The sequence below is a fragment of the Dactylosporangium sp. CS-047395 genome (genome assembly GCF_050942185.1).
GTDB lineage: Bacteria > Actinomycetota > Actinomycetes > Mycobacteriales > Micromonosporaceae > Dactylosporangium.
The window spans coordinates 820,174-843,521 of the sequence record NZ_CP192015.1 but is presented as its reverse complement, the minus strand read 5'-3'; the positions used below and the strand labels follow the sequence as shown (position 1 = coordinate 843,521).

Here is a 23,348-nt window from a genome sequence, read left to right as displayed (position 1 = left end):
GCATCCACGCCGCCGCGACCGCGCGCCGGCTCAGGCTCGCTTGACGCCGCGACGACGCGCACCCAGGCGGCCGCGACAACGAGCATCCAAGCCGCGGCGTCGCGCACCCAAGCGGCCGCGACCGCGCGCACCCAGGCGGCCGTGACCGTGCGGTGGATCGGGCGCGGCGGCTAGGTTGACCTTCATGATGCGCAGCGGCGCCGTTGATGTGGACTATCCCGCGGCCGGCGGTGGGCGGGCCGCGCTCGTCGTCGGGGCGTTGCCGGGATTCGCCGTCGCCGAGGAGCACGTGGCGTGGCTGGATGAGGTCGAGCCGTACGTGCCGGGGCAGTTCTACCTGCGCGAACTGCCCGCGATCCGGGCCGCGCTGGCCGGGGTCGCGCCCGTCGAGCTGCTCATTGTGGACGGTTACGTCGATCTCGATCCGGGCGGGCGGCCGGGGCTCGGCGCGCATGTGCACGAGGCGCTCGGCGTTCCCGTCATCGGGGTGGCCAAGACGGCCTTTCGCGCGGCGACGCACGCGGTGCCGGTGCTGCGCGGCGTGGCCACGAAACCGCTGTTCGTGACGGCGGCCGGGCTTTCGCGCGCGGAGGCGGCGGAGTATGTGCGCGGGATGGGCGGGGCGTACCGGATGCCGGAGGCGCTGCGGCGGGTCGACGCGTTGGCCCGTGGTCGCGAGCATTGAAAAAGTTCAAACTGTTAAGGACCTTAAGAGCACTTGCGGGCGCATCGATGACGTTGTACGTTCCCTCCACAACGCTTAACTTTGTTAACAGTTAGCGTCACGTCCGTAGTGCTCGTGGAGGGGTCCATGAAACGTAGAACCTTGATCCCCCTCGCGCTGACCGCCGCCGCCACCCTCGGTGCGACGACCCTCGGCGTGATCAACGCGCAGACCGCCAGTGCCGCGTTGACCAGCAACTGGTACGCCTCGGCGCCGTACCTGATGCCGTTCGACAACAGTCCGCCCGACGCCATCGCGGTCATGAACGCGACCGGGCAGAAGGCGTTCCAGCTGGCGTTCATTCTCGCGCCCAACGGCGGCGGCTGTACCCCGACCTGGGACGGCACCCGCCCGGTCTCCTCCGACACCGAGGCGGCCAACCTGATCTCGCGCATCCGTGCGGCCGGCGGCGACGTGAGCGTCTCCATCGGCGGGTACGGCGGCACCAAGCTCGGCCAGACCTGCGGCACGCCGGCCGCGACCGCCGCCGCGTACCAGCAGGTGGTCACCAAGTACGGGCTCAAGGCGATAGACTTCGACCTCGAAGAGCCGGAGTACGAGAACGCCGCGGCCGTGCACAACGAGCTCGGCGCCGCGCAGATCCTGCAGCAGAACAACCCCGGCCTGTACGTCTCGGTCACCACGGCCGGCACCGCTTCCGGTACGGGCTGGTTCGGCACCGAGATGCTCAAGGACGCCAAGAGCCTGGGCTTCACGCCGAACAACTACTCGATCATGCCGTTCGACGGCGGCTTCAACGGCGCGTCCGCGCAGACCGCGGCGGCCGAGGCGTTCCACGGCATCCTGATGAACACGTTCGGCTGGGACAGCGCCACCGCGTACGCGCACGAGGGCGTGTCGCTCATGAACGGCCGCAGCGACGCCGGCGAGTACTTCCGGCAGGCCGACTTCGAGACGGTGCTGAACTACGCGACGTCGCACCACCTGGCCCGGTTCACGTACTGGTCGGTCAACCGCGACCGGCAGTGCGCCGACCCGAACCAGTCGACCACGTCGGGCACCTGCAGCAGCGTGCCGCAGACCGCGTGGGAGTTCACGAAGTACACGGCCCGGTTCGCCGGCGCCACGCCGCCCACCACCAACCCGACGACCGGCGGCCCGCCGCCCACCACGCCGGGCGGCGGCACCTGCACCGCGGCCGCCTGGAACTCGGGTACCGCGTACTCCGGCGGCGCGTTGGTCTCGTACAACGGCCACACCTGGAAGGCGGCGTGGTGGACGCAGGGCGAGACGCCCGGCTCCGCCAGCGTCTGGGTCGACCAGGGCACGTGCGGCGGCGGTGGCGGCACCACGCAGCCCCCGACCTGCCCGGCCGCCTGGAACTCGGGCACCGCGTACAGCGGCGGCGCGACGGTCTCCTACGGCGGGCACAAGTGGACCGCGAAGTGGTGGACCCAGGGCGACATCCCCGGCAACAACTCGCAGAACGTCTGGACCGACAACGGCGCCTGCTGAGCCGTACCGCAAAGTTCGAGGCCGCCGCCCGAAGGGTCATCGGGCGGCGGCCTCGTCGTGTCAGTGGCCGCCGCGGCAGCAGCGGGCCTGCGCGTAGAGCTCCTGCATGCGCTCGCCAGCCTCTTCGGGCTTGTCGAGGGGGCTGAGGAACGGCAGCCGCACGTCGCGGGCGCGGCCGGCGAACTCCAGGCGGAGGACCACGCCGTACCGGTCGATGCGCACCGGCACGATGCGCTTCACGCCGTGCAGGTGGTGCGGCGGCACCAGCCGGGCGAGGCGGTCGACGGCGTCGGGGTGGGCGTCGGTCAGGTGGCACAGCAGGTCGGCCTCGACGTGCGCGAGCGGGTCGGGCGTCGCCGCGGCGAAGTCGTCCGGGTCGACCGAGATCTCGGCATCGCGCCCGTACGCGGGGTCCTGCAGGGTGGCCTCGGCCAGGTCCAGGGCCAGGCCGCCGCCGGGGTGCACGCCGAGCCAGCCGCCGAAGGTCGCCCGTGCCCGCACACGGGAGCGGACCGAGGTCGGGGCGACGTCCGTGAGTTCGAGGACGGCTGCGGTGTCGGGGTCTTCCAGCGGTACACCTTGGATGGGCATGTCGAGAAGAATCCGCCCAGCCTCGAACCGATGCGCGCCCACCAGGTCGCACCGGCGCCCGGGGACGTGCAGGGTGAGCGAGCCGGCGGTGGCCAGTAACGAGCGCAAACGCTCGGCCGGGGTGGGGAGCTTGGACATCCGACCTCCTAAGGTTAGGCTTACCTTATTCGAAAGGAGCCCCGTGAACCAGTCACGCCCCAAGGTCCGCCGTTCCCGCGCGCTGGGCATTGCGCTGACCCCCAAGGACGTCAAGTACTTCGAGCGACGTCCCTTCCCGCCCGGCCAGCACGGCCGCGCGCGGCCCAAGGTCAGCGACTACAAGGTGCGACTGCTGGAGAAGCAGCGGCTGAAGGCGCAGTACAACATCCGCGAGAAGCAGATGCGGGCCGCCTTCGACCGCGCGGTGCGCCGCCCCGGCAAGACCGGCGATGAGATCATCATCGATCTGGAGCTGCGCCTGGACGCGCTCGTCCTGCGGGCGGGCTTCGCGCGGACCATCTACCAGGCCCGGCAGGTCGTCACCCACCAGCACGTGAACGTCAACGGCCGGCGGGTGGACCGCCCGTCGTACCGGCTCCGCCCGGGCGACGTCATCGAGGTCGCCGAGCGCAGCCGCACCAAGCCCCCGTTCCAGATCGCGGCCGCGGGCGCGCACGTCGGCGAGCGCACCGCCCCCTACCTGGACACGAACGTCGCGGGCCTGACCACGCGGCTGATCCGGCTCCCGCTGCGCCAGGAGATCCCGGTGCTCTGCGACGAGCAGCTGATCGTCGAGTTCTACAGCCGGTGATCGTTGCCTAAAGGCTGGTCGGCAGGGTCATGATCTCGGCCCCGTCGCTCGTGATGGCGATGGTGTGTTCGCTGTGCGCGGTCCGGCTTCCGGTCGCACTGCGCAGCGTCCACCCATCGTCGTCGGTGACCAGCTTCGCCGTGTCCGCCATGACCCAGGGCTCAAGAGCCAACAACAATCCAGGGCGCAGCTTGTACCCGCGGCCAGGGCGCCCGGTGTTCGAGACGTGCGGATCCTGGTGCATGGTCGACCCGACCCCATGCCCCCCGAACTCGGTGTTGATCTGGTACCCGGCCTCGCTCAGCACGGACCCGATGGCATACGACAGATCGCCGATCTTCGCTCCCGGCGCCGCCGCGGCGATCCCGGCCTTCAGCGCCCGCTGAGTCGCCTCGATCATCCGGAGGTCCTCGGGATTCTGCTGCTCGCCGACGACGAAGCTGATCGCGGAGTCGGCCACGATCCCGCCCTTGGACACGGCGAGGTCGAGCGAGAGCAGATCCCCGTCCACGAGCGCGTAGTCGTGCGGGAGACCGTGCAGTACCGCATCGTTGACCGACGTGCAGATGTAGTGCCCGAACGGCCCGCGCCCGAACGACGGCGCATAGTCGACGTAGCAGGACAACGCCCCGGCCTCGGCGATCATGTCCTGACACCACCGATCGATCTCGAGCAGATTCGTCCCCACGGCGACCCGGCTCTTGAGGCTCTGCAGAATGTCCGCCACCAGCCCACCGGTAACCCGCGCCCGCGGCAGGTCGGTGAGCTCCAGAATCTCGATCATGTCGCCGTCTTCCCTCGCTACCAATAACTATCCCGGCCATACTATCCCGGTATTACTATTGGAGCATGGTCAGGTTGCCGCTCACGGCGGAAGAGCTGGAGCGCGGCGAGCGCCTGGGCGCGTTGCTGCGCCGGGCCCGCGGGGAGCGCTCGATGCTGGTCACAGCGCTCGAGGCCGGCGTCTCACCCGAAACCCTGCGCAAAATCGAGTCAGGGCGGGTGGCCACGCCGGCGTTCCCGACCATCGCGGCGATCGCGGACGTGCTGGGGCTGTCGCTGGACGCCGTGTGGGCCGAGATCAACCAGCCTGACCGTACGCCGATCCGCCGACTGGCCTCGTAGATTCCGCACTAGCCGAGGGCGGCCCGGCGCACCTCGTCGAGCACGATGAGGGACCCGTCCGGCCGCGAGTGCTGCCAGAACCGCCAGCCGTTCCAGGACTGCTTGTCGAGCACGGCCATGGCCGCGGGCGAGACCGCCTCGAACTCCTCGCCGGACTCGACCCGGATGCGCGCTTCGGCCGTGACCTCGGCCTTGTGGTCGACACCGCGGTAGGAGCCGACGAGCTGCGACCCGGCCGGGAGGAAGCCACCCTCGACGAGCTGGCGGAGCGTCATGTTGAACCGCGTCCGGCCGCCCTCCTTCTCACCCGCCGGCGGCGTGGCCGGAACGATCAGGCCGTACTGCTCGGGCGCCCAGACGACCTCGCACAGCCGCCGGTACGCCGCCTGCCGGTGCTCGATCGCGGCCTGGTCGAACTCGTCGGGGAAGGGCCGGAACGGCAGTTCGTGCTGCGCGACGATGCGCAGGAAGCTCGGGTTGTTCACGTAACAGTCCGGATGCAGCGAGCGCACGAGCAAATGCTGGCCCATGTACAGCGGCAGCTTCTTCGCGTACGGCTTGTCACCGAAGCTCGCATTGAAGTCCTTGGGCAGCAGGAGCAGCGCGCCGAACCGGTTGCGCAGCTCGCCGAACTTCCGCCGCGGCACATCCGGCTGGTACGCATGCTTGTCGGCCCAGATGTGCTCGATCTCGAACGGCTGCTGATCCTTGGCCGACCGCGAGTAGTCGGCGAACGTGTACCCGGTGCCGCACCGCTCGTCGAGCCACGCGGCCATGCGCGACAGCAGATACTTCACGTACGTCCGGTTGCGCGGCCGCAGCGCGAAGCCGCCCACCGCCTCGAAGGTGTCCGAGATCGCCGCGACCTCGACGCCGAGCCGCACCGCGAGCGCGTCGACGCCCATGCCCCGGATCTCACGCGCGAGGGCGAACAACCGGTGCTCGACCGCCGTGTACCGGAAGTCGTGCGCGTTGACCATGCAGCGCGCGACGAAGATGTCGAGGTAGCCGGCGACGAGCATCGCCTTGCGCCGGAACGTCTCGTCGTCGTCATCGGCCGACAGGGTGGCCAGGATCAACGGCATCTGCAGGGTGACCGAGTTGTAGGCGTTGTAGAACACCGGCTCCAGGCCCGGCGTCAGCGTCTTCGTGGCGAGGAGCAGTTCTCCAGCGCCAGACCGCCGTCGCTGGTCGAGATGTCGACGAGCATCACGCGCTCGAGGAGCCAGCAGATGAAGAAGGGCAGCTCCTCGTCGCGCAGATCCTCGGGGTAGAGCAACTCGATGTCGGCGAACCGGTTCCACAGATTGCGCACGGTCGCCGAGGACTCGCTCGCCACGTCGAAGTCGGTACCGTTGAGCAGCGCAAGCAGACACCGCCGCCGCGCCTCGTCCCCGTCGTCGACCGCGAACGTCTTTTCGCCAAACCGGTTCGAGTAGATGAGCTGGTCGAGCCCGTCCTGCGCGTCGTCCCGCCCGTCCTGAATGCGGCGCAAGCCACGTGAGCAAATGCGCTTCTTCCAATGCGCAGCGACGAACGCGGAAACGGCCGGCCGCCCCAGAACTGGGACGGCCGGCCGTTTCGCCGCAAATAACGTCAGTTCGCCGCGACCCCGAACTGCCCCTCACCCGCGTGGAACTGAGTCCCCTCCGCGAACGCCCCATCGAACCGCTGCGACAACGCGTCCAGCTCCGAGAACTCCGCCCCATGCGACGACTCGCTACCCTCCGCCGCGAACACGTGGTCATCCTCCGACGCGTCATGGCTGTAGTTCGTGAAATCCGTCGACTCGTAATGCACCGCACCCGGCGCCTCGTACTCCACGTGCTGACCCGTCGAAAAATCCGTCGACTCCGCCGCGTGGTGGTCGTTCTCGAACACCCCGAACTGCGACTGCGCGTCATACTCCGAACCACTCGCCTGATGCAGCTGGTCCAGCCCCTCATGCTCCTGACCCGCCGAGAAGTGGCCGTAATCGACGTCACTACCGCCGTCGTAACCCGCGTCGAAGTCGCTCATCGGAAAAAGTCCCCCTGGAGTTGTTGTCCCTGTTGACGACCACGTTAGGGAAGCGGCGGATCAAAGAAATCCCGGAAACGTGCCACGGCTCGATCGTACGGTTGACGATATATCTCGGGCGCCGTAAGTTGGCAGGCATGCGGGAACCCACCTTCCTGATCCTGACCGCGCTCGCCGGGCGGGCGTTGCACGGGTACGGGCTGATTCAAGAGGTCAGCGCGCTCTCCGGCGGCGACGTCGTGCTCGGGGCCGGGACGCTCTACGGGGCGCTCGACCGGCTCGTCGAACAGGGGCTCATCGCCGTCGATCGGGAGGAGGCGGTGGAAGGGCGCCTTCGCCGGTACTACCGGCTGACCGACCCCGGCGCCGCCGCCCTCGCCAAGGAGGTGCAGCGGCTCCAACGACACACCAGAGCCGCCGCCGAGCGGCTCCAAAAACGGGGTCCGGTGACCGCATGAAGAGCTTGGAAGCGCGGTACCGCCGGCTCCTGCACGCCTATCCCGCCGCCTATCGACGGGCGCACGGCGACGAGATCGTCGGCATCCTGCTCGACGCCGCCCGGCCCGGCCAGACGCGGCCGACCAGGGGCGAGGTCAGGGACCTGATCGCGAACGGGGTGCGGCAGCGGTTCCGGCTCCCGGTCGGGCGGCTGATGGTCGTCGCGGCCGCCTGCAGTGCGCTCGCGGCCGGTGGGATCGGGGCCGCGGCGGGTTCGGCGGCCGGCTGGGCGACCGCGGGCGGCTCCAGCGACGCCGAGGTGACGAAGGCGCTCGACGTGGCCGCCGGCCAGTCCCTGCCGCACCGGGTCTCGCACACCCGGCACGAGACCGTGGTGGAGGCGACGACCGGCGACCCGCTGCCGCCCGAAGCCCTGCGCAAGCGGCTCGAAGCGGCCGGGTGGGTCGTCGATCAGGACTACACCGCCCCGGCCACGACCGCCGAGCGCGACGGGGTCGTGCTGACCGTGTCGACGTGGCGGTGGGAGGGCACCACCAGCGTCACCGCGGTCGCGACGTCGGCCGTGCCGCCGCTCGCCGCGCCGCTCACCGTGGCCGGGGCCGCGCTCGGGGCGCTGGCGGGGTGGCTGCTGGCGGCCTGGATGGCGTGCCGGGTCGGACGTTCCAGAACCGCAATCCTGGCCCTGGTACTGCTGGCGCCGTCAACAGCCGGCGCCTGGTATCGGGTCGCGCGGTCCGCGAGCAGCAACGATGTGATCAGCGCCTATGTGTCCCAGCCCCCGGTCGCGGCCGCCGGCCTACTGGTCGGAGCGCTCGCGATCGGCCTCGCCGGCCTGGTCCGAAACCGGCCTAAGGTGACTACGCTGCCCTGATGGCGCAGCAGTACGACGTGATCGTGGCCGGCCTCGGCGGCATGGGCAGCTCGGCCGCCTACCACCTCGCCGCACGCGGGCAGCGGGTCCTCGGGCTGGAGCGGTTCGGCCCCGCGCACGATCAAGGCTCCAGCCACGGCGGCTCCCGAATCACGCGGCAGGCCTACTTCGAGGATCCCGCCTACGTACCGCTGATCCTGCGCTCCTACGAACTCTGGGACCGGCTCCAGCGCGACTCCGGCCGGGACCTGCTGACGCTCACCGGCGCACTGTTCATGGGCCCGCCGGAGTCGCGGACGGTCCACGGCAGCCGGCGTACCGCCGAACAGTGGAACCTCCCGCACGAGATGCTCGACGCCGAGGCCATCCGGCGCCGATTCCCGCAGTTCACCCCGCGCGACGGCGAGGTGGCGCTGTTCGAGCGCAACGCCGGCGTCCTGCGCCCGGAGGCCGCGGTCGAGGCAAACCTAGCGCTTGCTGCACGCCACAACGCAACGCTCCGCTTCCACGAGCCAGTCACCAGCTGGGAAGAAAACGACACAAAAGTCCTGGTGAAGACGGACCAAGGGCAGTACGAGGCCGACCAACTGGTGATCTGTCCAGGACCCTGGGCCCCCCAAATGCTGCCCGACCTCAAAGTGCCACTCGAGGTGGAGCGCCAGGTCCAGTTCTGGTTCCGACCACGAGAACCGATGCAGATCCCCATCTTCATCTGGGAAGACCCGCAAGGCATGCAGGTCTACGGCTTCCCCCAGGAAGATGACGCCGTCAAGGTCGCCTTCTTCCGAAGAGGCGAGCCCACCACACCCCAGACCATCGACCGCGATATCCGGGAAGAGGAAATCGAGTACATCGCCCGCCACCTGAACGACCGGGTACCGGCGATCCCAGGGCGATTCCTGCGCGGCAAGACCTGCATGTACACCAATACCCCGGACATGCACTTCGTGATCGCCCGCCATCCAGGACGCGATCGCGTGACGGTGGCCTGCGGCTTCTCCGGCCACGGCTTCAAGTTCACGCCCGTCGTGGGCGAGATCCTGGCCGATCTCGCATTGACCGGCAGGACCGATCACCCAATTGCCCTCTTCGATCCAGGGCGAGGGTATTCGAGCGGGGTCGAGTAGTCCGGAGCGCCGGTAGCTTCCATCGAGACAGCGGAAAGTCTCGATGTGGAGGTACCGCATGATCCGATTCCGACGCTCGCTGCTCGCCGTCGCACTGCTGGCCGGGATGGTCGGCACCACGGCCGTGGCCGGGTCCGCGGCGGCGGCGACGGACACCGACATCCGCGACCGACTGGAGGCCGCGCCCGGCGTCACCGTGCTCGAGGAGCAGCCGGTCGCCGCGCCGTACCGCTTCTTCATCCTGAGCATCACGCAGCCGGTCGACCACCTGAACCCGCGCAAGGGCACCTTCGAGCAGCGGTTCACCCTGCTGCACCGCGGCACCGACCGGCCAACGGTGCTGCACACGACCGGATACAACGTGCCGGAGTACGCGTTCCGCTCCGAGCCGACCCGCCTGATCGACGGCAACCAGATCTCCGTCGAGCAGCGCTTCTTCACCCCGTCGCGGCCGGCCGACCCGAACTGGCAGCAGCAGCTCACGATCTGGCAGGCGGCCACCGACCACCACCGCATCGTGCAGGCGCTGAAGCCGATCTACTCCCAGAAGTGGATCTCGACCGGCGCGTCCAAGGGCGGCATGACCTCGGTGTACCACCGCCGCTTCTACCCCGACGACGTGGACGGCACGGTCGCCTACGTGGCGCCGCAGGACGTCGTCAACGACGAGGACTCCGCGTACGACAAGTTCTTCACCAAGGTCGGCACCGCGGAGTGCCGGGCCGCGCTGGACGGCGTGCAGATCGAGGCGCTGAAGCGGCGGGCCGAGCTCGTCGCGCGGTACCAGGCCTGGGCCACCGAGAACCAGCGGACCTTCACGATCGTCGGGAACGCCGACCGGGCCTTCGAGTTCATGGTCAACGGGACCACGTGGGCGTTCTGGCAGTACAGCCTGGCCAGTGACTGCGCCGACGTGCCCGCGCGCACCGCGTCCAGCGACGACATCTGGAACTGGATCGACCTGATCTACGGGCTCGACTCCAACACCGACCAAGGCATCGAGGGCTTCATCCCGTACTACTTCCAGGCGTCCTACCAGCTGGGGTACCCGGAGATCTCGCTGCCGCACCTCAAGGGCCTGCAGCACTACCGCGGTCAGGACCGGGCCCAGTCCTACATCCCGCGCGAGCTGGTCCCGCGCTTCCAGCCGCTGGCCATGCTCGACATCGACATCTGGGTGAAGTTCGCGGGCAGCCGGCTGCTGTTCGTGTACGGCGGCAACGACCCGTGGGGCGCCGAGCCCTTCCGGCTGGGGCCGTTCACCCGCGACTCCCAGTGGTACGTGGCGGCGGGCGCGAACCACGGCGCCAACATCGCGGCCCTCAAGCCCGACGAGACCGCCAGGGCCACGTCCGCCGTACTGCGGTGGGCCAACGTGACGCCGCCGGCCTCGTCCTTCAGCGCGTCCGGGGCTCCGGTGTACATCCCGAGCCTGGACGACCGCAACCCGGCTCTCGACCGCCGGTTCAACCGCTGATCCGGCGCGGGCGGCCGGGGTCGACGAGGACCCCGGCCGCCCGCGACCGCTACGACACGGTGACGTTCACCGTCACCGTCTTGTTGTTCTTGACCTGGTACGCGGTGGCGGAGGCGAAGTCCCCGCCACCGACCCAGCCCGAGCGCCCGTCGCCGGTGTACCAGCGCAACTTCACCGACTGCTGCGGCGCGAGCAGCGGCACCGTGTAGGGCCCGCCGCCCACGGCGAGCGTCTGCCCGCCGGTGCCCGCGGCCTCGCCGGTGACCGAGTTGAACGGCACGACCTCGCCCTCGACCGGATGCCCGGCCGCGTCGGACATGGTGCCGGCGATCGTGCCGCCGCCGGTGCGCAGCTTGATGTTGGCCGCGACGCTCTTGCCGACCCGCACCGTGACCGTCGTGGCCTCGGGCCGGCTCACCTGGTTGCCCGACCAGCGCCACTGGTAGTCCCAGCGCGCGAACTGGACCGGCCAGGCGTAGGGGCCGAGGCCGCTGATCGTGTAGGTGCCGTCGGCGGCGGTGGTCCCCTGCCGGCAGCCGTCGCCGCTGTGGTCGGGGTACTGGGCCACCACCGAGACGCAGGTGTACGGCACCGGCGCACCAGTGGCCACGTCCGTGACGGTGCCCCGGATCGAGCCGGCCGCGTCGAACTGGACCGCCGGCGCGGTGAGCGCCTGGCCCGCAACGAGCGTGACCGTCCGCGCGGCCCCGCGGTCGCCGGTGCCGCCGGTCGCGCCCACCCACTGCGCGCCGAGCGCGTCGTCGTTCGGGTCGGCGTAGATCTGGTACGTGCCGGGCTCCAGCGGCCCGACGACGGCCGTGCCCGGCGAGGACTCGTCCGAGCAGCCGATGAAGTTCGGCGGCGGGAACAGGTCGCCGGCCTTGGCCACCCGCACGCAGCCCTCGACCGCCGCGCCGCCGGCCCGCTTGGTCAGCGGCACGCTGAGCACCGCGCCCGGGCGCAGGGCCACGTCGAGCGTGGTGTCCTGCCCGGCGGCCACGGTGACCCGGGCGTTGTCGGTGTTGAAGTGCCCGCGGTCGGTGCTGGTGACGTCGAAGCCCCAGTCCCCGGCGAACAGGTTGGTGAGCACCATCTCGGTGCCGTCGGCGCAGCCGCCGAGCGCGAAGACGACCCGGTCCCAGGCGCAGAAGCCGGACAGCGGCGCGCCGGTCGCGGCGTCGTGGGCCTTGATGTGCAGCGTGCCCGTGGGCAGGAACTGCTCGTCCACCGTGGTCACCTGATCAGCCGTGACCGGCACCGCGACCGCCTCGTCCCGGAGGATTTTTCCCGGGGTGTACTGCACGATGTTGTTCGCCCCGGTGAAGCCGAGGATCCACTTGTCGCTGACCGGCACCCCGTCGATCCGGTAGCGCCCGTCGGCACCGGTCGTGGCGTTCTTGCCGGCCACCGAGTAGTCCCGGTAGCTCGTCCCGACCGCGACCCCGGCGGCCGGGCTGCCGTCGGCGTTGGTCAGCCGGCCGGCGATGGAGCCGGTCGCCACGAGGGTCTCCTGCAGCGCCGTCGCCTGCCCGGCGACCACGGTGATCGGGGCCGCCTCGGCGTAGCTGAGCACCGCACCGTTCCACTGGGCCACCGACGGGTAGTCGTAGAAGCTGAGCTTGTACGAGCCCGGCAGCACCTCCAGCGAGAACGTGCCGTTGTCGGGGTCGGTGTGCCCGCTGCCGAGCACGTTCTGGCCCTCGGCGGTGTAGACGTTGATGGCGGCCTGGGCCGGCGAGCCGTCGCGCTTGTGCAGCGCCCCGGTGATCCTGCCGGTGGGCAGCGCCTGGTCGTCGACCACGACGGTGGCGCCCGCGGCCACGGCGACGTGGTCGGCCGCGCCCGGGGTCAGCTTCTGGTGCGCGTACTGCGTGAACGCCGTGCCGAACGGGCTGAAGCTGACGATGTAGTCGCCGGCGTCGAGCCCCGAGACGGTGTAGGCGCCGGTCGCGTCGGTGTAGGTCGAGTGCGGCCAGCCGAAGTCGGAGGTGCGGACCGCGACGTAGGCGGCATTCAGGGGCTGTCCGGCGGCGTCGGTGAGGTGGCCGGTGACCGTGCCTGTCGCGGCCGCGCGGGCCGGTCCGGCGGGCACCGCGATGCCGGTGACGACGAGCGCCGTGGCTGCCAGGGACAGCAGCGAACGGCGCAGGGCATGCTTTCGCAAACTGCGCTCCCAAAGGGGGTGGCTGGGGTGGCGCATCGATCATTCCCGAAGTCGCCGGGGCGCGGGGACCCGGGCCGACGTACTAGGCCGGAACGTCCAAAATCGGGCGCAACTGCGCGGGCGGGCGGTCCCGCTTGCTCCACTCGCGCGGGTACCCGACCGAGACCTCCTCGTGCCGGATGCCGTCGATCCACATGGTGCGTGGGATGTGCAGGTGCCCGTAGACGACGACCTCGGCGTTGAACCGGGTGGGCCAGTCGCGCGTGCGGGTCGTGCCGCACCAGAGGGCGAACTCGGGGTACCAGAGGACATCCGTCGGCTCCCGGACCACCGGAAAGTGGTTGACCAGCACCGTCGGGCCCTCGATCGCCGCCAGCCGGGCCTCGGTGAGCTCCAGCCGCGCCGCGCACCACGCCGCGCGGCCGGGATGGGGGTCGGGGTGCAGGAGGGCCTCGTCGGTTCCCACGATGCCGGCCTTGTGGGCCATCGCCAGCGCCTCCTCGGTCGAGGTCGCGCCCTTGGGCCAGAACGAGTAGTCGTACAGCACGAAGAGCGGCGCAATTGTCAGCCGGTCCTCCCACCTCGGGTACGGGTCCTCGGGCGTGAGCACCCCCAGCTCACGGCAGGCGGCGACGAGCCGCTCGTACCGTGCCACCCCGCGCGACTGCTCGGGATCGTTCTGCGGGGTCCACAGCTCGTGGTTGCCCGGCGCCCAGATCACCTTGGCGAACCGCTCGCTGAGCGTGCGCAGCGCCCAGGTCACGTCGGCGAACCGCTCGGCCACGTCACCCGCCACGATGAGCCAGTCGTCGGGGTGGGTCGGCCGCATCTGCTCGACGAGCGCGCGGTTCTCGGCGTATCCGACATGGAGGTCGCTGATCGCCAGCAGTCGCCCGGTCACGGTTGGCAGCCTACCGAGAGGGCATCGGATGGTCTCTCTGGCACCGTTGGATACTGTTCGATGTCCTGAGAAGCAGTGGGGGAGCAAGCTCCACCCACACCCCCTCAACACCGCACCGGGTTCTAGGGCAGCAGGCGGCGCTCGCCGCGGACCCGGGGCTCTTGCCTCAAGAGAGCTCGCGGCCCAGGCGCACGGCGACGTTCGCGGGGTCGATGCCGTGCCCGCGCAGCATCCGGGCGCCCGGGCCGTCGCCCTCCGAAGCGATCGCGAAGAGCAGGTGGGACGAGCCGACGTAGCGGTGCCCGAGTTCGCCGGCGAGCCGGGTCGCCTCGCCGGCGGACTGGAAGAGGTCGGCGCCGTACGGCGGATCCCCCCGCCCCACCCGCCACGCCTTCTCCTCGCGGGGGATGTCGGCCGGGGCGGGCGAGAGGTCCATCGCGAAGTCCTTGACGGCCGGGTAGGTCAGCCCGAGCTCGGCCAGCACGCGCCCGCCGCGGTTGGTCGCCTCGGCGTCCTCGGCGAGCCGGATGCGGGTGATCTCCATCAGGTAGTCCAGCGAGCACATGGCCATCACCATGTGCGCCTGGCCGACCAGGGCGCAGCCGCCGCGGACGGCCTGCTGGACCGCCTCGCCGCGCAGGACCGCCGGGGCGGCCAGGCCGGAGAGCACCGGGTCGCCGTTGCGCACCGGGCGCAGGAACGCGGTGGCCGAGCTGACCGGGGGCGTGCCGTCGAGCAGGAACTCCTCGTCGGGGCGCAGATGGAAGCGGCGGATGAACTCCGACCACTCCCCCGGCGACGCGCACTCCACGAGCAGCGCGCGCAGGAACAGCCGGAAACCGATGCAGCGGATCGAGGGCGCCTCGGCGGCGGCCGCGAGGGCCCGCCCGAGCCCGACCCGCACCCGCGGGTCCCACTCCGGCAGCGGGTCGGCGGCCGAGCGGCGCAGCTCCCGGCGGGCCCGCCACTGGGCCAGCCGGAGCGTCGCCTCGACCTCGTCCTCCTGCTCGGCCGGGACCCCCTCGCCGGAGGCGCCCCAGCCCGGCAGCATCTGCCAGCGCACCTCGTCCGCCCCGAGCATGCGGAGCATGGCGTCGGCGGCCCGCTCGGCACTGACGCTGGGCTCGCGGGCCTCCCAGGCCCGCCGGACGGCCCAGGACAGCGCGACCTGCACCTCGAGGGAGGCGACGGGTTGACCGAAGCTCACCGCGCCACGGTACTGCAGCCGGGAAAAGCCGCGAAAACACGATTCCCCCGCCGGTACGGGCGACCGGCGGGGGAACGCGATACGGGCGGGCGAGCCTACGGGTTCAGCTCGTCCATCGTGTAGAAGTAGAACTCCTCCCACCAGCCGCCGACCACGGTGCGGTTGGCGGCCAGCGGCGAGGCACCGCCGTTGTCGGCCGTGACGTACCGGCCGTTCGCGTTGGCGAAGAGGCTCGTCGAGCCGTCCGGGTTGGAGACCATCGCGTACATCTCCCAGGAGCCCGGGGCCGCCCGGTTGGCGATCAGCTTGCTCCCGTTGTTCAGGTCGACGGTCACGTAGTTGCCGTTGGCGTGCGCGACGAACGCGGCGTAGCCGTTCACGTCGACCACGTCGAACTGCTCCCAGGCGCCGATCTCGGTCCGGTTGGCGATCAGCGGCGAGGCACCGCCGTTGGCGGCCGAGACGAAGTTGTCGTTCGCCCACGCCTGGAGGAACACCACGGCGCCCGGGCCGGCCAGGTCGAACGACTCCCACGCGCCGACGGACGGGCGGTTGGCGATCAGCTTGCCGCCGTTGTTCATGTCCACCGTGACGTACTTGCCGTTGACCGCGGCCCGGAAGCTCACGCTGCCGTCGGGGTTGCGCACGAGCGTGAACTTCTCCCAGTCCCCGATGCTCGTCCGGTTGGCGATCAACGGGGCGTTGCCGCCGGCGTCGGCCGTGATGAAGAGGTTGTTGGAGCTGGAGCGCAGGCCGACCAGACCGCCACCGGCGTCGACGACGGTGATGCCCTCCCAGGCCCCCACGGCGTACCGGTTGGCGACCATCGGCTTCGTGCCCGCACCGTCGGCGGTCACGATCAGGCTGTTGGCCCGGGCGCGCAGGCCGAACGAGGCCGGGGTGCCCGGCTCCCCCACGCGCAGCAGCTTGCTGGTCGTGCCGGTCCCGGCCCCGTGCACCGTACCGGTGATGCTCGCGGTCACCATCGCGTCGCGGACCTGGGCCGGAGTCCAGGTCGGGTGGGCCTGCAGCAGCAGCGCCGCATCCCCGGCGGCCAGCGGCGCGGCCATCGAGGTGCCGTCCGCCCACGTGCTGCTGGAGGCGAAGGCCGACTCGATGCTCACGCCCGGCGCGAAGAGGTCCAGGCAGGCGCCGTAGTTGGAGAACGAGGCCCGGAAGTCCGTCGCGTCCGTGGCGCCGACGGTGATGGCCTCGGGCACGCGGGCGGGCGACCTGGTGCAGGCGTCGGTGCCCTCGTTGCCGGCCGCGACCGTGTAGGTGATGCCGGCCGCGATGGACTGCTTGACCGCGTCGTCGATGGCCTGGCTGGCCTCCGAGCCGAGGCTCATGTTCGCCACGGCCGGCAGGATCGCGGTCGCGGTGACGTGCTCGACGCCCTCGAGGACCTGCTCCACCGAGCCGTGGCCGGTGCAGTCGAGCACCTTGACGGACTCGATCGGCACCTGCTTGGCCACGCCGAACGTGGCGCCGGCGATCTCGGCGGCGACGAAGGTGCCGTGGCCGTCGTCGTCCATGCCCGGCTCGGGCTGGGTGCAGTCCTGGAGCTGGTCGGGGGTGTAGGTGACCGAGTACGGGTGCTGGAAACCGGTGTTGCCGGCGAACTCGGGGTGGTTCTTGTCGACCCCGGAGTCGATCACGTAGACGTGGACGCCGCCGGCCCCGCTGCCGCCCGTGGGGTACGTGTAGCCGTGGTCGAGCGGCAGGAAGGGCTGGTCGATGCGGTCCAGGCCCCAGAGGTTCAGGTGGTTCACCGCCGGGTGGGTGTTCTGCGTGTCGGACTTCGAGACGAGCCGGTTCTGTTCGACGTACGCCACGCTCGGGTCGGCCGCCAGCTTGCGGGCGTCGGCCTCGGTCATGGTCGCCGAGAACCCGCGCAGGGACTTCGACCAGACCTTGCCGACCTTGGCGTTGTGGGCCTTCGTGAGCGTGCCGGCGCTCGCGGTGACCTGGTCCTGGGTCGCCTTCGTGTTCTTCAGGACGACGAGGTAGCTGCCGGCCACCGCGCCGATTCCGCCGGCCCGGAACTTCTCCGTCGCCACGGGCACCTTGGCCCGCGAGCTCACGGTGTCCGTACGGTTGCCGAGGCCGTGCGACGGCTTGTTGACCTTGCTTACGTTGCCTTGCTGCACAGGCGCCGCGAACGCCGCGGTGGTGCCGGCGGCGACGAGGACCGTGGCGACCGCGCCGATGACCGCGAAACGGGTCATCGGGGCACGCCTGGGCAGGGGTTTTTCAGACACAGGCGGAACTCCCCGTTGCTTGGGACCCTGTCCGAACGGACGAGGGGCTTGGGTCACAACGGGGGAACATAATCCTCACGAATCGGCGGATGCGACTCCGTCGATCGGCCAATTCTTCCGGTACGAACAGCGAACGAACGCGTCGGCGGCGGTCGGAGTGGTCCCGACCGCCGGCGCGTTCGTCAGATGTTCGCCGGGGGTTTGCGGATCCGCTCCTTGAGCAGAATCCAGAGCGCCTCGACCCCGTCCATCGCCGTGATCTTCTTGCCCTCCTCGCGGGAGCGGGCGGCGTAGCTGATCGGCACCTCGAACGGCCGGACCTTGCGGCGCAGCAGCTTGCCGGTCACCTCGGCCTCCATGCCGAAGCCCTTCGACTTGATCGCCAGCGAGCGGTACAGCTCCAGCGGCATCAGCTTGAAGCAGGTCTCGAGGTCGCCGAGGTAGCAGTTGTACAGCATGTTCGCGGCGGTCGTGACGGCCTTGTTGCCCATCACGTACCAGAACGAGAAGGAGCTGTGCGATCCGAAGGTCCGATTCCCGTAGACGACCGTCGCCCGCCCGTCGAGCACCGGGTCGAGCAGGCGCGGGATGTCGTTCGGGTCGTACTCGAGGTCGGCATCGAGAATGACCATGTAGTCGCCGGTCGCCTCGGCCACGGCCGTCTTGATCGCGGCGCCCTTGCCCTGGTTGCGGGGGTGGGTGATCGGGCGCAGGCGGCTGTCGTCGGCCGCGGCCAGGATCTGAGCCGTCCCGTCCTTGCTGCCGTCGTCGACGACCACGAGCTCGATCTCGCACGGGTAGTCAACGGCGAGGGCCTGCTTCAATGCGTCAGGCAGCCGGGCCTCTTCGTTGTACACGGGCATCAGGATGGAGAGCTTCACGGGGACTCCAGCGCTTGGTTACGAGACGCGCTCACAGTACGCTGACGAAGCCCCGCAGTCATCCGCGCCTGGTCACCCACGGCTCACCACCTCTCACCCCGGGCCCGGGCCGGTCGGTATAGTCCGCCGGAACGTCTCGGCAGCCGGGGGAGCAGCGATCTTGCAGACCGAAACCATCGCCGATCCGCCCCAGCAGGCGCCCAGCGCCGGCCCGAGCGAACCCCGGCCACGGTCACGCCGCGTGCACGTCTGGACCGCCACCGGGCTCATCGCCCTGGGCGTCGCGATCCGCACCACCCTGATCGCCCTCGGCTGGCCGGAGACCAACAGCGACGAGGGCTTCATCGGCCTCATGGGGCTGCACATCGCCTACCAGGGCGAGCTGCCGACCTTCTACCCCGGCCAGTTCTACATGGGCCCGCACGAGGCATTCCTCGGCGCCGCACTGTTCCAGCTCTTCGGGACCTCGCTGTTCGTCCTGCGGCTGGGCATGGTGCTGCTCTTCGCGGTGTTCCTGGTCAGCAGCTACCTGTTCACCCGGCTCGTGTACGGCCCGCGCTGGGCCCTGATCACGCTGGCCCTGCTGGCGCTGGGCTCGCCGTACGTGTTCGCCCGCGAGCTGTCCGCGATCGGCGGCTACGGCGAGACGCTGGCCATCTCCTCGCTGCTGTTCCTGCTGGCCGCGTGGCTGGTGACGACGTACCGGCCGTACCGCGTCTTCCGCGAGTGCCGCTGGCGCCTGGCCGCCTATGCCGCCTGGGGTGTGCTGGCCGGCACCGGCCTGTGGTCCGACCTGCTCATCGCGCCGTTCGCGCTGATGTCCGGCGTGGTGCTGGTGCTGTACTGCTGGCGCGAGTTCGTCCAGCTGGCCGCGCCGGTGATCGCCGGGGCCGGGCTGGTGCTCGGGATGTTCCCGCTGCTCTGGTTCAACCTGCACGCCGCGCCGGGCACGGACACGCTCACGACGCTCTCGGTGGTCCGCGGTACCCCACCCGAGGGCCTCGAGGCGAAGCTGCACGCGCTCTGGGACGCGGTGCGCGTCAGCGTGCCGATGATGACCGGCGAGCCGTTCTGCCAGGCCAACGAGCTGGCCGCGATCGGGCCGACGACGTCCTGGGCCCGGCCGTGCTCGCTGTCGCGGGCCGGCTGGGGCACGGGCTACATGGTGCTGCTCGGCATCGCGACCCTGCTGGCCGCGTGGCTACTGTGGCGGGCGTGGCGCAACCGGCGCACCGAGCCGACCGGCTCGCGCCGCCCGAGCCTGCACTTCGCGATGCTGCTGGCCGCCCTGATCACGTTCTACCTGTTCGCGTTCAGCAACGCGGCGGTCGTCTGGCCCGCCATCCACGCGCGGTACCTGATCGGCTTCGTGATCGCGCTGCCCGCCGTGTTCCGGCCGCTGGCCGAGGGCTTCACGTGGGCCCGGGAGCGCGCGGGCCTGTTCCCGAAGCTGCTCCGGCTCGCCTGCGCGGCCGGCGTGCTCGGCTACGGCCTGGCTCTGGTGCTCGGCACCGGGGCGGCGTTCGCCGACGTGCCGCGGGTACGGGAGATCAACCGGACCGACGCCGCCCTGGTGAGCACGCTGCACCGGGAGGGCGTCGAGCACTTCTACTCGGACTACTGGACCTGCGCGAAGATCGCCTTCCGGGCCGAGGAGCAGATCACGTGCGCCTCGACCAACGAGGCCCTCGACATGGGGCCGGGGCAGAACCGCTATTACCAGTACTGGGTGGACACCACGGCCGACCCGCGCGCCGCATACGTGTTCGCCGACAACCCCTGCCGCTCCCTGCCCTGGTTCAACTGCAAGGGCTCGCCGTTCCTGCAGAAGAGCAACGGCACCTACCGCCTTCCCGCCGTGGAGGCGATCCTGGACAAGGCGGGCAAGACCTACCGCGTCGAGCACGTCGACGGCTACGTCATCTACCTCGTGAATTGATCGGCCCGCCGGGGGTTCGACATCCCGGCGGCCAGGGAGTTAAGGTTCCCGGTGCGCAACGACCGACCGTCCCCCAGCGGCACCGGCGCCCCGAAGCGCGAGGGCCGGCTCGCCGCCCTCGACGGGCTCCGCCTCGTCGCCGCCCTCCTCGTGGTGTCGTACCACTACGTGGGGACCACGCGCTCGCACCTCTGGGAGCGCCCGAACAATCAGCTCTTCACGCATCTGTACGGCCTGGCCACCTACGGCAGCTTCGGTGTCCAGCTGTTCTTCGTGGTCAGCGGGTTCGTCATCTGCATGAGCTCGTGGGGCCGGCGGCTGAGCGACTTCCTGATCTCGCGGATCGTGCGGCTGTACCCGATGTACTGGGTCGCGGTCGCGCTGTCCTTTACGATCGTCTACCTCAACCGCCCGACCGCCGACTCCGTGCAGGTCATCCTGCGCGTGCACTCGCTGTCGGACCTGCTGCTGAACTTCACCATGGCCCAGGAGGCCTTCGGCGTCCCGCACGTCGACTGGGTCTACTGGACGCTCTGGTCGGAGCTGCGCTTCTACCTGCTGTTCGCGGTCGTCGTGCTGATCGGCGTGACCTACAAGCGGACGCTGGCCTTCTGCGCGCTCTGGCTGGCCGCGACCGTGCTGTTCGGGCAGCTGAACATTCCGCTGGTCAACGCCGTGGTGCAGCCGGCCTACTCGCCCTACTTCATCGTCGGGATTCTGCTGTACCTCGTGCACCGCTTCGGGTCGACCTGGCTGCTCTGGGGCATGATCGTGGGCTGCCTGCTGGTCGCCCAGCACCAGTTGCTGATCGACGTGCGGTGGACCAGCAATTTCATCAGCCACCCGCTGAGCTGGGTCTTCGCCGAGTTCCTGGTGCTGGGCTTCGTGGCCTGCGTGGCCGCGGTGGCGCTGGGCTGGACGAGCTGGGCGCGCTGGCGCTGGCTGACCGTGGCGGGGGCGCTGACCTACCCGCTGTACCTGCTGCACCAGGACATCGGCGTCATCTTCATCCGCTCGATGAAGGGCCGGATCGACCCCTGGCCGCTGCTCGCGCTGACCGTCGGCGGCATGCTGGTGCTGGCCTACCTCGGCCACCGGCTGGTCGAGCGCCCGTTCGCGCCGATCCTCAAGCGGGGCCTGCGCCGCGGCTTCGACGCCATCGGCCGGGCCGACAGTGGCGTCCTGCAACCGAAGGTCGTGCCGGACAAGGAGTCCCCGCCACCGCCTCCGCCACCGCCTCCGCCGCCGGTGAAGCGGGACCCCGATCCAGACCCCGATCCAGAACTGATCAGCAACAGCAAATAAGCACAGGGCCCGGGTCGAAACCCGGGCCCTTTCTTGCCGCACGTCGGATCGGCGCTGGTTTTGAGGGGGTGTGGGTGGAGCTTGCTCCCCCACCGTTCTTCAGGACATCGCTACCGTGGACCCCGCTGCCAGTAAGACCGTCCGCTTCCGTCTCAGTTCGTCAGCGACCGGACGTCCCACAGCCAGACGTCGTCGACCTGGCGGGCCGGGCCGAACAGCGGGTCCAGGGTGGCCTTCAGCTCGGGCAGCCGGGTGGTGGCCTGCTTGCCGTAGGCGACGAACGCGTCGGCCTGGATGCGCTTGAGCTCGGCCTCGATGGCGGCCTTCTCGGTCGCGGTCGGGGTGACCGCCTTGCCGGTGCTGAAGACCTTGGTCAGCAGCGCCGCGGTCGGGCCCTTCGGCGGCTGGTTGCTCGCCTCGCGGTCGTTGCCGACGGGGCCCATGAAGTACCCCTCCGGAATCCGGAAGTCCATCCCGCCGGCGACCTGCCAGCTCAGCGGCAGCACGTTGTTGACCGCGTCCATCGGCGGGACCGGGAACATGGTGTGGTTCTCCGCCACGTACTCCCGGTAGTTGCCGGAGGTGATGAACCGCGGGATCGCCGGCAGGCCGGTGGCGGGCAGCGGCTGCGGGAACAGCGGTACCAGAGCGGCGGCGAGCGCGCCGATCCAGATCAGCCGCACGGGCACCTTCCGCTCGCCCTCGCCGGCGAACCGCTCCGACCTGAGCACCCGGTCGGTGGCCACGGCCAGCATCACGCCCAGCGCCGCCACGGTGACGAAAGTGAACCGGCCGACGTTCATCGAGTCCAGCAGCGGCACGTCGACGAACAGCCGCCACGGCGCGGGAATGCCGGTGCCCTTGTGGTGCACGACGACCTGGGGCCCGATCGACAGCACCGCGAACAGCCCGCCGAGGATCGCCACAGTGCGCACCAGCCGGTCCCGCCACAGCCACAGGAAGATCGCCACGGCCAGGATCGGCAGCGCCCAGCCGAAGTACGTGTTCTCCTCGCTGTAGTTCGTCGACGTCAGCACCCCGGACTGATTGCCGAGCGACTTCGTCGAGAACTCGGTGAACGTGTTGAGATCGTTGGTGACATAGTTCAGGTCGCCGATGTTCTTGTACGACTGCGTGCCGAAGAACTGCCAGTACAACGGAAACGCGAGCAGCGGCAGCGAGACCGCGAGCGCCGTACCGATGCCGATGAGGAACGGCCGGCGCATCTGCCGCACCTCGTCCCGCATCCGCGCCCGGTTCCCGATCCCGTAGAAAATCACGAACAGCGCCAGCGCGAGGGCCGCCATGAGCAGCACCTCTTCGCCGATGAAGACCTGGTACACAATGAGCGCACCGAGCCACACCCCGTCCCGAACGGGCCGCTCGGACCGGAACAGCTTGAGCGCGAACCGGACGATCCAGGGCACCAGCCACAGCGACACCATGTTCAAGTGCGCATTGCCATGCGCCACCAGGGGCGGCCCGAAGGCGATGAACGCCCCACCGAGCACCGCCGCCGCGCGGTGCAGGCGCAGTTCGCGGTGCAGCACCCAGTACCAGCCGAATGCGGTCATCGCAAAACCCAGCGTGGCGGCGACCACGAAGCTGGTGCCCGCCCCGAACAACAACGTGATCGGCAACAGCGGCAGCGCCAGCCCGAGCACACTGGTGTTGGCCATCATGTTGACGCCCACACCGGCGTTCTGCAGATCATTGAAGAACGGGTTGTGCAGCCCCAGAAACGCCCGCGTATCGGCCGTCAGGAACCACTCGAACTGGAAGTAGTCGCTGTAACTGTGCAGCGGCCGCCGCCCGCCCGGATCAACCCAGACGTGCGCGTAGAGATAGCCGCCGGCGATGATGAACGCGGCGAGAATCAGCAGGTCGGCACGGTGCCGCCGGAGCCAGGAGGCCCGCCCGGCATCCTCCACGGGCGCGTGCTCCTTCTCCGGCTCATCGGTCACTGGGGTGTCGGCGCTGACGACAGACATGACGTGGAGAGTAGAGCATCACCTGCGGTAACCGTGAGTT

Annotated in this window: 21 protein-coding genes; 10 read left to right on the top strand and 11 right to left on the bottom strand. The window is 70.1% G+C overall.

The features are described 5' to 3' along the window. The first annotated feature begins 184 nt into the window (after positions 1 to 184). Positions 185 to 685: an endonuclease V gene (locus ACQP00_RS03980; RefSeq protein WP_433214451.1), complete on the top strand. Its 501-nt coding sequence runs from the start codon at positions 185 to 187 to the stop codon at positions 683 to 685. Between the two features lie 126 nt (positions 686 to 811). Then, positions 812 to 2,200, top strand: a complete 1,389-nt coding sequence (locus ACQP00_RS03975) for a chitinase (protein WP_433214448.1) — start codon at positions 812 to 814, stop codon at positions 2,198 to 2,200. Between the two features lie 60 nt (positions 2,201 to 2,260). On the opposite strand, the gene ACQP00_RS03970 is transcribed toward ACQP00_RS03975, so the two are convergent. After that, on the bottom strand, positions 2,261 to 2,929 hold the full coding sequence (locus tag ACQP00_RS03970) for a DUF2470 domain-containing protein (protein WP_433214445.1): 669 nt from the start codon (positions 2,927 to 2,929) through the stop codon (positions 2,261 to 2,263). Between the two features lie 43 nt (positions 2,930 to 2,972). Between ACQP00_RS03970 and rpsD the strand changes: the two genes are divergently transcribed. Next, the gene (gene rpsD, locus ACQP00_RS03965) at positions 2,973 to 3,581 is read left to right on the top strand and encodes a 30S ribosomal protein S4 (RefSeq protein WP_433214442.1); all 609 of its coding nucleotides are present in this window, start codon (positions 2,973 to 2,975) and stop codon (positions 3,579 to 3,581) included. A gap of 7 nt (positions 3,582 to 3,588) precedes the next feature. Here rpsD and map read toward each other — a convergent pair whose 3' ends face one another. Further along, positions 3,589 to 4,365 (bottom strand): type I methionyl aminopeptidase, encoded by a 777-nt coding sequence (gene map, locus ACQP00_RS03960; protein ID WP_433214439.1) that lies wholly within the window; start codon positions 4,363 to 4,365, stop codon positions 3,589 to 3,591. A 65-nt stretch (positions 4,366 to 4,430) separates the two neighbouring features. On the opposite strand from map, the gene ACQP00_RS03955 reads away from it, so the two are divergent. Continuing rightward, entirely contained in the window at positions 4,431 to 4,706 is a 276-nt protein-coding gene (locus ACQP00_RS03955) for a helix-turn-helix transcriptional regulator (RefSeq protein WP_433214436.1), read from the top strand. A gap of 8 nt (positions 4,707 to 4,714) precedes the next feature. On the opposite strand, the gene ACQP00_RS03950 is transcribed toward ACQP00_RS03955, so the two are convergent. From ACQP00_RS03950 to ACQP00_RS03940, 3 genes are all read right to left on the bottom strand, one after another. Further along, positions 4,715 to 5,827 (bottom strand): GmrSD restriction endonuclease domain-containing protein, encoded by a 1,113-nt coding sequence (locus ACQP00_RS03950; protein ID WP_433214433.1) that lies wholly within the window; start codon positions 5,825 to 5,827, stop codon positions 4,715 to 4,717. Between the two features lie 17 nt (positions 5,828 to 5,844). Then, positions 5,845 to 6,201: a hypothetical protein gene (locus tag ACQP00_RS03945; protein WP_433214430.1), complete on the bottom strand. Its 357-nt coding sequence runs from the start codon at positions 6,199 to 6,201 to the stop codon at positions 5,845 to 5,847. A 101-nt stretch (positions 6,202 to 6,302) separates the two neighbouring features. After that, positions 6,303 to 6,725 carry a hypothetical protein gene (locus tag ACQP00_RS03940; protein ID WP_433214427.1) on the bottom strand — a complete coding sequence of 141 codons (423 nt, stop codon included), beginning with the start codon at positions 6,723 to 6,725 and terminating at the stop codon, positions 6,303 to 6,305. Between the two features lie 137 nt (positions 6,726 to 6,862). On the opposite strand from ACQP00_RS03940, the gene ACQP00_RS03935 reads away from it, so the two are divergent. The 4 genes from ACQP00_RS03935 to ACQP00_RS03920 are packed head-to-tail and all read left to right on the top strand — an operon-like array spanning position 6,863 to position 10,659. Further along, positions 6,863 to 7,183: a PadR family transcriptional regulator gene (locus ACQP00_RS03935; RefSeq protein ID WP_433214424.1), complete on the top strand. Its 321-nt coding sequence runs from the start codon at positions 6,863 to 6,865 to the stop codon at positions 7,181 to 7,183. Then, on the top strand, positions 7,180 to 8,055 hold the full coding sequence (locus ACQP00_RS03930; RefSeq protein WP_433214421.1) for a hypothetical protein: 876 nt from the start codon (positions 7,180 to 7,182) through the stop codon (positions 8,053 to 8,055). Before ACQP00_RS03935 ends, ACQP00_RS03930 begins: the two co-directional genes overlap by 4 nt. Next, positions 8,055 to 9,182, top strand: coding sequence for an N-methyl-L-tryptophan oxidase (gene solA / locus ACQP00_RS03925; RefSeq protein WP_433214418.1), 1,128 nt, complete (start codon positions 8,055 to 8,057; stop codon positions 9,180 to 9,182). The genes ACQP00_RS03930 and solA overlap by 1 nt, the downstream gene beginning before the upstream one ends. 58 nt (positions 9,183 to 9,240) lie before the next feature. Beyond that, on the top strand, positions 9,241 to 10,659 hold the full coding sequence (locus ACQP00_RS03920; protein ID WP_433214415.1) for a S28 family serine protease: 1,419 nt from the start codon (positions 9,241 to 9,243) through the stop codon (positions 10,657 to 10,659). A 49-nt stretch (positions 10,660 to 10,708) separates the two neighbouring features. Here ACQP00_RS03920 and ACQP00_RS03915 read toward each other — a convergent pair whose 3' ends face one another. The 5 genes from ACQP00_RS03915 to ACQP00_RS03895 all read right to left on the bottom strand — a co-directional run bounded on the left by ACQP00_RS03915 (position 10,709) and on the right by ACQP00_RS03895 (position 18,073). Continuing rightward, positions 10,709 to 12,823: a carboxypeptidase-like regulatory domain-containing protein gene (locus tag ACQP00_RS03915; RefSeq protein ID WP_433214412.1), complete on the bottom strand. Its 2,115-nt coding sequence runs from the start codon at positions 12,821 to 12,823 to the stop codon at positions 10,709 to 10,711. 82 nt (positions 12,824 to 12,905) lie between these two features. Next, the gene (locus ACQP00_RS03910) at positions 12,906 to 13,724 is read right to left on the bottom strand and encodes a metallophosphoesterase family protein (protein WP_433214409.1); all 819 of its coding nucleotides are present in this window, start codon (positions 13,722 to 13,724) and stop codon (positions 12,906 to 12,908) included. A 166-nt stretch (positions 13,725 to 13,890) separates the two neighbouring features. Further along, positions 13,891 to 14,931 carry a Clp protease N-terminal domain-containing protein gene (locus ACQP00_RS03905; RefSeq protein ID WP_433214406.1) on the bottom strand — a complete coding sequence of 347 codons (1,041 nt, stop codon included), beginning with the start codon at positions 14,929 to 14,931 and terminating at the stop codon, positions 13,891 to 13,893. A gap of 95 nt (positions 14,932 to 15,026) precedes the next feature. Continuing rightward, positions 15,027 to 17,159, bottom strand: coding sequence for a S8 family serine peptidase (locus ACQP00_RS03900; protein ID WP_433214403.1), 2,133 nt, complete (start codon positions 17,157 to 17,159; stop codon positions 15,027 to 15,029). Between the two features lie 215 nt (positions 17,160 to 17,374). Continuing rightward, positions 17,375 to 18,073: a glycosyltransferase family 2 protein gene (locus ACQP00_RS03895; RefSeq protein WP_433214400.1), complete on the bottom strand. Its 699-nt coding sequence runs from the start codon at positions 18,071 to 18,073 to the stop codon at positions 17,375 to 17,377. 241 nt (positions 18,074 to 18,314) lie between these two features. Between ACQP00_RS03895 and ACQP00_RS03890 the strand changes: the two genes are divergently transcribed. Continuing rightward, the gene (locus ACQP00_RS03890; RefSeq protein WP_433214397.1) at positions 18,315 to 20,012 is read left to right on the top strand and encodes a hypothetical protein; all 1,698 of its coding nucleotides are present in this window, start codon (positions 18,315 to 18,317) and stop codon (positions 20,010 to 20,012) included. A 51-nt stretch (positions 20,013 to 20,063) separates the two neighbouring features. Beyond that, complete coding sequence (locus tag ACQP00_RS03885) at positions 20,064 to 21,317, top strand: acyltransferase family protein (RefSeq protein ID WP_433214394.1); 1,254 nt, start codon at positions 20,064 to 20,066, stop codon at positions 21,315 to 21,317. 152 nt (positions 21,318 to 21,469) lie between these two features. Here ACQP00_RS03885 and ACQP00_RS03880 read toward each other — a convergent pair whose 3' ends face one another. Further along, positions 21,470 to 23,308 (bottom strand): hypothetical protein, encoded by a 1,839-nt coding sequence (locus ACQP00_RS03880; protein WP_433214391.1) that lies wholly within the window; start codon positions 23,306 to 23,308, stop codon positions 21,470 to 21,472. Positions 23,309 to 23,348: the final 40 nt, after the last annotated feature.

Excerpts from the sequence above, each read along its gene's own strand:
- ACQP00_RS03920 (WP_433214415.1), top strand. The coding sequence starts at position 9,241 with ATGATCCGATTCCGACGCTCGCTGCTCGCCGTCGCACTGCTGGCCGGG.
- ACQP00_RS03940 (WP_433214427.1), bottom strand. The coding sequence starts at position 6,725 with ATGAGCGACTTCGACGCGGGTTACGACGGCGGTAGTGACGTCGATTAC.
- ACQP00_RS03880 (WP_433214391.1), bottom strand. The coding sequence starts at position 23,308 with ATGTCTGTCGTCAGCGCCGACACCCCAGTGACCGATGAGCCGGAGAAG.
- ACQP00_RS03980 (WP_433214451.1), top strand. The coding sequence starts at position 185 with ATGATGCGCAGCGGCGCCGTTGATGTGGACTATCCCGCGGCCGGCGGT.
- ACQP00_RS03935 (WP_433214424.1), top strand. The coding sequence starts at position 6,863 with ATGCGGGAACCCACCTTCCTGATCCTGACCGCGCTCGCCGGGCGGGCG.
- ACQP00_RS03930 (WP_433214421.1), top strand. The coding sequence starts at position 7,180 with ATGAAGAGCTTGGAAGCGCGGTACCGCCGGCTCCTGCACGCCTATCCC.
- ACQP00_RS03975 (WP_433214448.1), top strand. The coding sequence starts at position 812 with ATGAAACGTAGAACCTTGATCCCCCTCGCGCTGACCGCCGCCGCCACC.
- ACQP00_RS03900 (WP_433214403.1), bottom strand. The coding sequence starts at position 17,159 with ATGACCCGTTTCGCGGTCATCGGCGCGGTCGCCACGGTCCTCGTCGCC.
- ACQP00_RS03970 (WP_433214445.1), bottom strand. The coding sequence starts at position 2,929 with ATGTCCAAGCTCCCCACCCCGGCCGAGCGTTTGCGCTCGTTACTGGCC.
- solA (WP_433214418.1), top strand. The coding sequence starts at position 8,055 with ATGGCGCAGCAGTACGACGTGATCGTGGCCGGCCTCGGCGGCATGGGC.
- ACQP00_RS03955 (WP_433214436.1), top strand. The coding sequence starts at position 4,431 with ATGGTCAGGTTGCCGCTCACGGCGGAAGAGCTGGAGCGCGGCGAGCGC.
- map (WP_433214439.1), bottom strand. The coding sequence starts at position 4,365 with ATGATCGAGATTCTGGAGCTCACCGACCTGCCGCGGGCGCGGGTTACC.